The following is an 11826-nucleotide window of genomic DNA, read 5'->3' as shown; positions in this document are numbered from 1 at the left end:
TGACAAGCCGCTGGCACGCTGCTGATCAACCAGGGTCTGCCACTGTTCGGGTGTGCGGTGCTTTCTCATGGGGGTAACCTCGTGTCGGAAAATGTGAGGTTACTGTAGGGCGAATCTCAGCGGGGTGTCAGAACGTCCTGAAATGAACGCTTACGCGCGGAATGAAGTATCGCCGGAGGTGATGGGCAACACCACCACACCGAGAATCGCCAGCAGGCCGCCAACCGCGCCCAGCAGCAGGGCCTGCCAGGGGCTGAAAATCCGCTCAGTCCGGCCCTGGTACTGCCAGTACGCATGCACCAGCCCGGCCAAGTGCGTCAACTCACGTTGCCAAAGTGCTTTAATGACCTGCCTGGTCCGGCATACGAAGTGTGTCGCCGAATCCCGGGATTACTACGACCGTAAACGTGCCCAAGGGAAGACACACAACCAGGCCGTCAGAGCATTGGGCCGTCATCTTGTCCGAGTGATCTGGCAGATGATGAAAACAGGTCGGGGATATGAGCTCAGAGATCGCCAGAGTGAGTAATCTGGCTTGAAAATCCTAGAGGGATGTTCAGGTCTTGCGTTTTGCCCCTCCCGCAATAAGCAAAACACAAGACCTGACCCCGCGCCCTCCTTCCTAGCCAAGATGGACGGTGCCACCGCGACTGCCGCCACTTGAGGTCTTTATGGACCTGATTAAACGAACGCAGGAAGCCCTTCCGACATTCATTAACCTGTGTTGCACTTGGTGTTGGAGACCGCCCTGTAATATGTAATAAATTGATTACATATTAGTTTACTACCTGTAACACTGCACCACCGAAGGTAAAACCTCCACCAAATGCCGTGAGACCTATCAATTGACCCGATTGCAACATAGGTATTGCGTCGATTAATGCTAATGGTATTGTGCTTGAAGAAGTATTGCCCAGGTTGGCAATGTTACTAAACATTTTTTCCTGGGGAACTTTCATACGCTGACGGACGGCGTTAATAATCCTCTGATTTGCCTGATGAGGAACTATTAAATCCAATTGTTCTAAAGATATATCGGCATGGTCACAAGCAGAGCGCAACATACGCACCATCATTGCAATGGCTTTAACAAATACTTTTACCCCATCCATGAAAATTGTCTGATCAGCAGTAGCGGGAACTCGTAGGATGTCTCCCGGTTCGCCTTCTGCGGCAAGTTCAACAGCACGGAGCGCTAATTTCCAATCGTCACTATATGCTCTTCCGCCAACGAGCGTAGCACTTGCCGCGTCGCCAAAAATAGGCGCTGTATTGGGATCAGCCCGATCAATTTGAGGTGACAGAACTTCCGTAGTAATAACCAAAACGCGATTACCCGGCCGCTTAATGAGATAGTCGGAAGCGTGTTGTAGTGCATAAAGATACCCCGAACACGCGGCATTCAGGTCAACACAGGGCACAAGAACATTGTCCAAACCGCTATCGGCAGCAAGTTTATATTGAATTATTGTTGCCATACTTGGAGTGTGCTGCATCGGCGTTCCGGTAGAACAAACGATATAATCAATGTCATTAAGATTCATGGATTGTGAACGGAGAAGCTTTTGTGCAGCCCGAAATCCTAGTTCAACTGCATCTTCGTTTTTACCAACCCAAGTTCGGAAATGTATACCCGTTCGTTTTACTATATCTTGTGGTGTCCACGTTGGACACAATCTTGAAATTTCTTCGTTATCAATTTTTAGTGAGCCGGTTACCCCAGCTACTGCAATAATACCGGCATCAATTGTTACTGCAGAGTCATGTGAAGAAGCAACGCTGGGTTTAGCATGGGAACCGGACGTTCCTACATTGCTTTGCTTATTGTTTAAATCCTGCCAAGGCAAGCCCAAACGGATACCACTAATATGGGGTGTGCCGGGATTTTCCCGCGTGATTGGTTTAATGGGCACATGATTAGACAAATCGTCGTCATCCGTATCGGATAGCGAAGTATCTTCGAGTCGAACTTTAGCCAATGGCTTGCCCACAGCAATTCTGTTACCTTCCGGAATAATATAATCAACCAGAGTACCGCCAACCGGACTCATAAGATCAAATACCGCTTTATCGGCTTCAAGTTCGGCTATTTTTTGACCAGCCTCTATAACATCGCCCGGTTTAATATTCCACTCAAGAACAAGGACCTCTTCATCAGACGGACTGGAACCGATAGCATCAATCAAATATTCGCCACTTCCGGCGACAGTTTCTTGCTCCCATTGAATCGCTCCATCCAACATTTCAACGGCAGTCTCTAGAATACGTTTATAAGAGGGAAGAACTTCAAGCTGATTTCCAAAATTACAAGGAACGTAAGTATCGGCACGCGTAACTCGCCTCATTTTAATAGGAAGATCGGTCGACTCGGCTATTGTCGCAATTATTTCTGCACCGACACCTGCACTGTAATTGTCTTCGTGCGATACTAAAAGGCGACCGGTTTTTTCCGCGGATTCAACTATCGCTTTTTTATCCCAAGGCATAATATGTCTTAGGTCAATAACCTCTGCACTAACACCAACCTCGGTGAGTGTTTCTGCGGCTTTGGAGCAAAGCGATACCGTATTACCATAGCCGACGAGCGTAATATCATTACCAACTTGCACGGTACGCGCGGTTCCGATAGGAACTATATGATCTGCGAGATCCGACCCAGTAACCTCTTCTCGGTTGTTTAAACAATTTTTGGGATAAAAGAACAATGTGGGCCGGCCGGATTCGAATGCAGCATTCAACATTCCGGCGGCGTCACCTGCGGTGCTCGGCATACAAACATCAATTCCAGGAGTATGCGCGGCCAAGGCTTCAAGACTCGAAGCATGAAAGGGACCTAATCCAGGCCTATACCCACCACAAGTTATCATAACAATTACCGGAGCCTGCCATTTACCATCAGTTCTCCAGTACATAGACCCTAACTCACTAAAGATCTGATTGTAGGCAATAGGCAAAAAATCAGCAAATTGCAAAAAAGCTACCGGGCGATCGCCTGCTAGCGCCCTACCGACAGAAACACCAAGAATACTCGCTTCTGCCAAAGGGGAATTTTGTACTCTTCCCGGATAATCCTTTGAAAGTCCCTTAGTAATACCAAAAACATCGCCCTTGGGATCCTCAATATCCTCGCCAAATAATCGGACTCGCTTATCTGACTCAAGACGATAATCAAGAACTCCACGAATTGCCTCTAGCATAGTTCGACGTTCTTTTTCCGGAAGTTCATGCACCGGAGTTTTGCCGCCTCGATACTCTTGTGATCCAGGAGCTACGTTCTTTTTTAGTGGGGCTAAGGCCGAATGAACGGCTACAGGTTCTGCACTTCGTTGGGCACGAAGCGAATCTTCTATCAGTTTATTTTGAATTTCTTCTTGTTCTTTTTTGAGTTCTTCGGAAGAGAGTCCTGCTTCTAGTAACGCCTTAAACACCTCCGGAATCGGGTCGCTGCTTTCTCTTACCGCCGCAATATCTTCGGGAAATCGGTACACTCGCTGATCATCCGCATTAGTATGATTATCTAAGCGATCAACCTCAAAAATAACAATTCGTGGTGCTCGATCCTTACGCATTCCTGCTATGACATCGCGTAAAGGCTGGTAACAGGATAACGGTTGACGTCCGTTAATACGAACAATAGGAATGCCATAAAACTCATTTGCGGGCCCGGACGGAAGATCGTAAAAGGTTCGTCCACTTGTGACCGTAGAAATTGCGTAAGCGTTATCCTGAATTAGAAACAGAACGGGCAAATTTTCACGAACGGCATGTGCTAACGCTTCAAGAACTTCGCCCTGTTGAGTCATACCATCGCCCAAGGAACATAATACAACGGGATTGTCCTTAGCATCCCGCACCGTTGCTGCCACACCGGCTGCCTGGAGTGCACTGTCACCAACAGGCCCTACAATAGACAACACATTCAACTCCGGAGCACTCATATGAGCATTCATTTGGCGTCCGCGGGAATGAGAACCATCCTTAGTAAACAAGCTCATAAAAAACATTTCCGGACTTATGCCTCGCGCTAACATAAGTGCTTTGTCCCGATAATGACAGTGCAACCAATCCTGTTTCCCTAACAAGAATTGAAGTATCGCCGCACCCTCATGACCGGCTCCGGAAACATGGAAAAACGCCTCTCCCCGTCCAGTAAAACTCTGCTCAATAAGATCCATTTCTCTGGCTGTAATCATCCAGCGCCATAAATCATGGATCTCTTCGAGACCAAGCTCCTGTAATGTATTCTCCATACCATTCTCCAGTTAAACAAAATCGAGATTCTACTATAACACTAAGAACTAACAAAGGGCATTACTTTACTATGTATTATAGTTTTGTATTTCAAGAGCATACCGCTAAATTGCAATTTGGCCGAAGCATGAAGACCATGAATCAAGTAGTTGCATTTTGCTAATTGGGTTAGTGTCACTATGCTCTACATCTTCGGGAGGATCAAGCATTAAACCGGTAATCCTATGTAACAATATATCCATCATAACCACTACTTGACCAGCTTCCGATTACCGAAATACCACATCCTTACATATGGTTCAAACTGAGGATCCCCCCACCCAATCTTTTTATAATCACATAATTTACCGACTCCTAATCGGCCGGAAGATTTATCGTTTTTCTTTGTTATTAAGCGACTTCATTTCCTCTAGAGCATAGAATGCACAATATTATTGTTGTAAGTAAAAAACAGGACGTACCGGCAATCATTAACGGAACAGAAATTGCCCCTGCAAAATAACACTTAACCGAACCATCGTACCTTGCAGCAAAAGATTTGCGTGCTTACAACCTTTGTCGAAGTTACCGTTACCAGTCATCCGGTTAATACGTATCGTTATTAGCAGAATCGAGAGGGTATAGGAGGTATAAACGCCTTTTTCCTCCAGCGAAGTTTTAGCCGAGTTCAGGTTCAGGCTACATTCAGGCATGTGTTGCCCCTATGAAAATAAATCTGAAGATCATGTAGCCAGCCTCCCATAGCCCGTCACCCGGAGTAGGCTGGTAGTGGCCAAACAAACCCGCCGCTACAGGAGGCTGACATGAGCTTATTCTGCGCCATTGATCTTCACTCCAACAACAGTCTTGGTCGTCATCGACGATCAGGACAACGTCGTTATGCAGCAGCGCCTGCCAAACGATATCCAATTGATTGAGCGGGCGCTCACTTCCTTTAAGTCCGACCTTCACGGTGTTGCCGTGGAATCGACGTTTAAGTGGTACTGGTTAGTGGACGAGCTATCGTCAAACCTGGTGTTCACGGGCTTGATCAAGCAGCATCCTGATTGTCTGTGTCCACCTCGATTCCATCTTTGAATTGCACCCCAGTGATGCCCTTGCCCAGGTAGTTGAAGCCGCGCTGACGGCGCCAGTTTTCCTGGGCACACTCCCCGAGTTTGAACATCATCTGCAGCATGCCGTCCCGGCTCAAGCAGCCCTTCGTCCGCTTGGTGCGGTGGCGGATCGTGCCGAAGGTCGACTCGATCGGATTGGTCGTCCTCAAGCTCTGCCAGTGCTGGGCTGGGAAGTCGTAAAAGGCCAACAGCTCTTCACGGTCCTTTTGCAGGCACTGGACGGCCTTCGGGTATTTGGCCTCGAATCGCTTCTCGAACCGGTCGAAGGCGGTCTCTGCGTCGTCCTTGATCTCTCCGCCCACGGATACACCCAACGATCCCGATCCAGCCGGGACTGGCGCCAGGCGTCGTACTCCTGGGCCCACTGGCGTTTCAGCCTTGCGACGGTACTGGCCGACAAGCCCTTGGCATCAGGACCCACCAGAACCTCCAGCGCGCCCTCCATCTCGCCGGTCGACACCCCTTTGAGATACAGCCAGGGCAAAGCCGCTTCCAGCGAGCGGGTCTTGCGCACATACGGCGGAACCAGCGCTGACCGGAAAGTGACCGGGCGTCCGTCTTTCGCCCGAACTTTTGGAACCTTGACCGTGACCGGCCCCACCCTGGTCTGGATCGCCCGCTCAGGCTGATACCCATTGCGAACCACCGCAGCCCGACCATCCTTCAGTCGGCGCCCTCCGAAGGCCTCCATGAACTCAGAGAGCTCGGCTTCGACCGCCTGATGAATCAACTCGCGTGCGCCTCGACGCAGCAACTCGGTCAATGGATCCGCTGATTCCTCTCGACCTGAAAACCCGACAACGTTACTCTTTGCCATGGCGGTGTACTCCTGATTGTTTGGCTTCTTTGGCGACACCAAATCAATCAGATACGCCGCTTCCTTATCAAACCCTCAAACACCAGATTCAGTTATAACCCATGAAACCAAACTCTTTGCCTGAATACGATTTGAGTGCGTGGAGCAGTCCGGACATTGGGATGGTTCAACCAGAAATCTGAATGGGACTCGACGCACTCTCCCGGGCACACAAAGTGCCTGATGCACCCTGGCCGAGAGCCACTCCAAGACTGGCGCCGCGAGAGCGAGCAACCATCAATCTGTATAGCTTGGACGCGGTCAGGCACCGATGATTTTTTTTGGGGGCTGGATAGCCTGCTCGGATCAAATCGAAATGGCAAGGCGAGGCAAAACGCAAGACCCCGCGCCCGGCACAAGACCTGACCCCGCGCCCGGGCATGCGTTCAACGACGGCATTTCGCCTGTTGTCGCAGAGGAAAACCTTAAAATACTGTCCGAGATTAGTTGACCACTACACTAAAGATTGATATGCCTTTAGTAAGAAACATTGGCAGCGAGCGAGGCAATGCTATGCCTTAATCGCCATGGCGCACAGTTTGCACATGAAAGTGGTTGCCGAGGGGATAGAAGCAGACGCTCAGGAAGCATTCTTACAGTTTCGTGGTTGTGATTTTGCACAAGGTTTTTATTACGGTAGGTCGATGTCGGGAGAAAAGTTCCTTGATGTGTGCCGTTCCAATCAGGTACCCGGTAGTATCGGAAGTATTTCTTAGACACCGCGTTTATTAAATTGGTACTGGGTTCCTTAAGTGGGAGCTTGCGGTGAAAATATGTTAAGGGCGATCTTGATAAGTAGTTATAGGGTTATTTGGTTAATTCTTATAATTTTGATTGCGCCTGTTAACGTTAGCGCGAATCGATCGACGGACCTTCAACAGCCCCCTCCCATCAGCGATCTGCCTGACAAACAGCCCGTGGCAGCGGTGCCCCCCCCTCAAAGGCAAGTCGTCTTTCATCATCTAACGATTGATGACGGCCTCTCCAATAATTCCGTCGTTAAAGTTTTGCAGGATCGCCAGGGATTTATCTGGGCGACCACCATGGAGGGCATCAACAAGTACGATGGAATGACATTTACCACGTTTACCCCACAGGCACCGGGGAGTAATAACACCCCACAGTTTTACATGAATGTGATCGAAGACCGCGACGGTATCCTGTGGTTTTGCAATTACGGCGGCGGTCTTGTCCGCCATGATCCCGAGCTCAACACCTGGAAGTACTACCGGCATGATGAAAACAACCCCAACAGCCTGGCCGACAACACCACCTGGTTCGTACTTCAGGATCGCGACGGCATTCTTTGGATCGGAACCTTTGGTGGCCTGAGCCGCTTCGACCCGGCCACGGAGCAGTTCACTAATTATCGTCACGACCCCAGTAACCCTGATAGCCTGAGTTACAACGTCGTGAACCCGATCAGGCAAGATGATGCCGGCATGCTCTGGGTTGGCACTTACGGTGGTGGTCTGGAAAAATTCAATCCGGAAACCGGCATATTCACCCATTACCGCCACGACCCAAACGACCCGAACAGCCTCAGTAACGACAACGTCGAAAGTCTCTGGATAGACCCCGATGGCAGTATATGGGTTGGCACTGACAGTGGCCTCAACCATTTCGACCCGGATAGTGGCCGCTTTGTTCACTATTTCCACGATGAAAACGTCCCAACCAGCCTCAGCAGCAGCTTTATCGTCGATGTAATGCGTGACAGCCGTGGCCAACTGTGGGTCTCGACCTGGGGCAGCGGTATCAACCGTTTTGACGATAAAACGCAGGAGTTCACCCGCTACCAGAACGACCCCCACGACCCGGACAGTTTTATCGCCGGCCTGGTCTTCTATATCTCTGAAGATCGCAGTGGGACACTCTGGTTCCCAACACTAAGTGGACTTGATGTGTACTTCCCCGACGGTGAGCGCTTTACTCGCTACCAGCATCACCCGGACGACCCTAACTCGTTGCCGGTAGGCCGGGTACGCACGATCACGCAGGACAAGGACGGTATTTTCTGGATCGCGATGTGGGACCAGGGGTTAGTGCGCTTCGACCGCGAAAAAAACACCTACACCACCTATCGAGCTGAGCCAAACAACCCCAACAGCTTGAGCGACAACAACATCTACGATCTTCGGTATGACCCACGCGGTTGGCTGTGGGTCTCTACCGCGGACGGACTGAATAAATTTGACCCACAGACTGAGACCTGGACGCAGTACCATCATGACCCGGAAAATCCCAATAGCTTGGCGTCTGACTGGGTCTCTGCCGCAGATGTAGACGCTCAAGGCAATCTGTGGCTGGCCGTTTACGGCGCGGGATTGCAGCGTTTCAACCCGAGCAGCGAAACCTTCACAAACTATCCTCACGACCCGGAAAACCCGGACAGTATCGCCAATAACAGCCTTAATTACCTGACCGTCGCATCTGACGGCCAGGTCTGGATGGGCGGCGATGCGTCTGTCAGCCGTGTCGACCCAACTACCGGTAAAGCCGTGAACTTCACACCCGAACGGCACGGAATCAGCGGCGTCAACAGCCATACGATTCACGAAGACCGCCACGGTACAATTTGGGTGGAAACCAGTAGCGGGCTGAACAAATACAACCCGGACACTCATCGTTTTACAGTCTACCCGGATGTGAGTGCCGTTCTGGCTGACGATGCACAGGACAAATTGTGGGTCATTGCCGGTAAAAGCCTGGGGCATTTCGACCCGGAAACTGGCAGCTTGCGCCGTTATAACGAGCATGACGGCCTGCTGAGCAATGCCCTGGAGCCGACAGCCGGCTACACCACGCCCGACGGCGAGATTTTTGTTGGCGGGGCCAAGGGCTTCAATAGCTTTTTCCCTGACCAGTTGCCTGATAACCCAACGCCCCCAAAGGTGGCGCTCACAGAGCTCGACCTGCTCAATAAACCGGTTGCGGTTGGCGGGGACTCTCCCCTGCAAAAGAGCATCAGTGTCACCAGGCAAATTACCCTGCCCTACGACTACACCGTCCTATCCCTCAAGTTTGCCGCGCTCGACTACCGGGCTCCAGAGAAAAACCAATACGCCTACAAAATGGAAGGGTTTGACCAGGACTGGGTGTATACCGACAGTAGCAATCGACTGGCCACCTATACCAACCTCGACCCAGGTGACTATACGTTTCGCGTAAAAGCGTCCAACAATGACGGCGTCTGGAACGAGAAAGGGGCAATGCTTGATATCAGGGTTACACCACCTTGGTGGGAAACCTGGTGGTTCCAGGGTAGCTCCGCCGCCGGCTTTCTGGCCCTGGCTTTTGTCGGCTACCGTTCACGGGTCAGGGGTATCCAGCAGCGCAGTCTGCTACTGGAGCAACAGGTTGATGAACGCACCCACGAGTTGGCCGAATCAAACGAACAACTGCAGATTGCCAAAGATGAAGCCGACAACGCCAACCAGGCGAAAAGTGTCTTTCTCGCCAACATGAGTCATGAGCTGCGCACGCCACTCAACGCCATCCTGGGCTTCTCCAACCTGATGGGCCAGGACCCGCAGATGCCCAAGTCCCAGCAACAGAACCTCAATATCATCACCCGCAGTGGCGAGCACCTGCTGACCCTGATCAACGACATATTGGATATGGCCAAGATCGAGGCGGGGCAGATCAAACTGGATAACACCCCCTTCGACCTCGGCGCCATGGTGCGCGAAATCAGCGACATGATGCAGCTGCGGGCCGAGAGTAAGAACCTGACCCTCAATATCGACCAGACCTCCCTGTTCCCACGCTACATTGTTGGCGACGAGGCGCGCCTGCGTCAGGTATTGGTCAATCTGGTGGGCAACGCACTGAAATTTACTGACCAGGGTGGCGTCACCATCCGTTTGGGTACAAAGGAAAACTCAAGGCCCCATCTGCTCATTGAGGTAGAAGATAGTGGCTGCGGAATTGCGCTGGAAGAGCAGCGGCATGTTTTCGACCCTTTCGTGCAGGTAGGGAAGCAGGGTGATAGCAAGGGTACCGGCCTAGGCTTGGCCATCACCCGCCAAATCATACAGATGATGGGCGGCAACATCAGCCTGGAAAGCGAGCCGGGAAAAGGCACCCTGTTCCGTGTCAGCCTGCCACTGAGCAAGGCAGAAGCCAGTGATATCAAACCGAAACAGCCGGAATTGGGTAGGGTGGTGAGACTGGCCCCTGACCATGCCGGCTACCGAATCCTGATCGTCGAAGACCATCAAGACAACCAACTACTACTGTCCCAACTACTCGAATCGGTCGGGTTTGAGGTCAGGATCGCTGAAAATGGCGAACAAGGCGTGCAAATGTTCCAGAGCTGGCGGCCGCATTTTATCTGGATGGACAGGCGGATGCCGGTAATGGATGGCATGGAAGCGACGCGACTTATTCGCGGACTTCCTGGCGGCAAGGAGGTGAAGATCGTTGCCCTGACCGCCTCGGCCTTCAGCGAACAACGCAACGAAATGCTCGCTGGCGGCATGGACGATTTCCTGCGCAAACCCTTCCGTGCGCAGGAGATCTATAACTACCTGGCAAAACACCTGGGCGTTGAATATATCTATGATGCATTGCCAGCGTCACAGGACGAGGATGAGGCCCTGACGCCAGAGAGGCTGGATAGCTTGCCGACTGAGCTACGCGACAAACTGATCGCCGCTCTGGACAGCCTGGAAATCAACCGCATCAAGGAGGCGATCCATCAGGTTTCCATACACGACCAAAGGCTACAGAAGAAGCTGAACGGCTTGGCCGACAATTTTGACTACGGGGCAATTCTCCATGCTCTTCGTCAGACAAAATAGTTAAACCCTAGTGTCTCGTCTGGTTAATTCGTTGACCTACTGCGTACCGCTTACGTCTCTGATCAAGGCGCCAGCCCGCCGGTGTGGTGGTTCCACATCAAGGGTTGGCAACGCAGGTCCAGAGGCGTCAGCGGTGCGACCTTCGGGAGCGCCTGAACACTTTGATAGCGCAGACGCCGGGGTCACGGACGGGAGCGCCTGAACACTTTGATAGCGGACGCCGGGGTCAAGTCTTGCCTTTTGCCTTTCTCGTAGATGGCTTCTCGCCGGTTACACCGTGAAGTAGTCGCCCCTGCAAAAACGCCGTTTTCAGACAGCCAACCATTCATCGGTCTCGGTCGGCCCATCCAGCAAGGCCGGAATTGACCATAAAATAGTCAATATCAAGCGCCAATACCGCTGATTCTCGCAAGGCCAAAAAAGCTCGGCGAGTTTCCGCAGAACCTTCCTCAGATTCAGACCAACGCCACACAGAACCGAGTGTATCTTGTCGCCCTTGAAGCCTCTGAGGAAGTTCCGGAACATCAGGCCATCGCTTTTCAGATGGCCAATGATCGGCTCGATGCTGTTGCGCCGGTGCTGCTGATCGGGATGGGCCTTGCCGCGTCCGCGCCGCTTGCCGGTGATATGGACTCTGGCGAGAAACGTGCTCTCACTGCCACGGTAGCCGCGGTCCACCAACAGGTGCTCCGGCATCTTGCCGGTGTGCAGAAGGACGCGCTTGAGTGAGGTATCGACGGTGTGGCCATCATAGGGGTTGCCGGCCAGGGCCTGGCAATCCAGTACAAACCCCTCTTTG

At 51.7% G+C, this 11826-nt stretch carries 4 protein-coding genes and 2 pseudogenes; 2 read left to right on the top strand and 4 right to left on the bottom strand.

The annotated features are described in order from the left end of the window. Positions 1–150 precede the first annotated feature (150 nt). From EZI54_RS24630 to EZI54_RS22325, 3 genes and pseudogenes are all read right to left on the bottom strand, one after another. Positions 151–321, bottom strand: coding sequence for a hypothetical protein (locus EZI54_RS24630; RefSeq protein WP_165495845.1), 171 nt, complete (start codon positions 319–321; stop codon positions 151–153). Positions 322–776: 455 nt separating this feature from the next. After that, positions 777–4250, bottom strand: a complete 3474-nt coding sequence (locus EZI54_RS22330) for a beta-ketoacyl-ACP synthase 3 (protein ID WP_131484092.1) — start codon at positions 4248–4250, stop codon at positions 777–779. 1031 nt (positions 4251–5281) lie between these two features. Then, positions 5282–6183: pseudogene (locus EZI54_RS22325) on the bottom strand (transposase). 560 nt (positions 6184–6743) lie between these two features. Here EZI54_RS22325 and EZI54_RS25495 point away from each other — a divergent pair. After that, the gene (locus tag EZI54_RS25495; protein ID WP_423227014.1) at positions 6744–6938 is read left to right on the top strand and encodes an EAL domain-containing protein; all 195 of its coding nucleotides are present in this window, start codon (positions 6744–6746) and stop codon (positions 6936–6938) included. A gap of 201 nt (positions 6939–7139) precedes the next feature. After that, positions 7140–11027: a two-component regulator propeller domain-containing protein gene (locus EZI54_RS22315; protein WP_165495846.1), complete on the top strand. Its 3888-nt coding sequence runs from the start codon at positions 7140–7142 to the stop codon at positions 11025–11027. A gap of 309 nt (positions 11028–11336) precedes the next feature. On the opposite strand, the pseudogene EZI54_RS22310 reads toward EZI54_RS22315, so the two are convergent. Then, positions 11337–11826: pseudogene (locus EZI54_RS22310) on the bottom strand (IS5/IS1182 family transposase); the annotation flags it as partial.

It is taken from the genome of Marinobacter halodurans (assembly GCF_004327985.1).
GTDB classification, from domain to species: domain Bacteria; phylum Pseudomonadota; class Gammaproteobacteria; order Pseudomonadales; family Oleiphilaceae; genus Marinobacter_A; species Marinobacter_A halodurans.
Note: the sequence above shows the minus strand (reverse complement) of the source record. Positions and strands in the feature narration are given on the sequence as shown.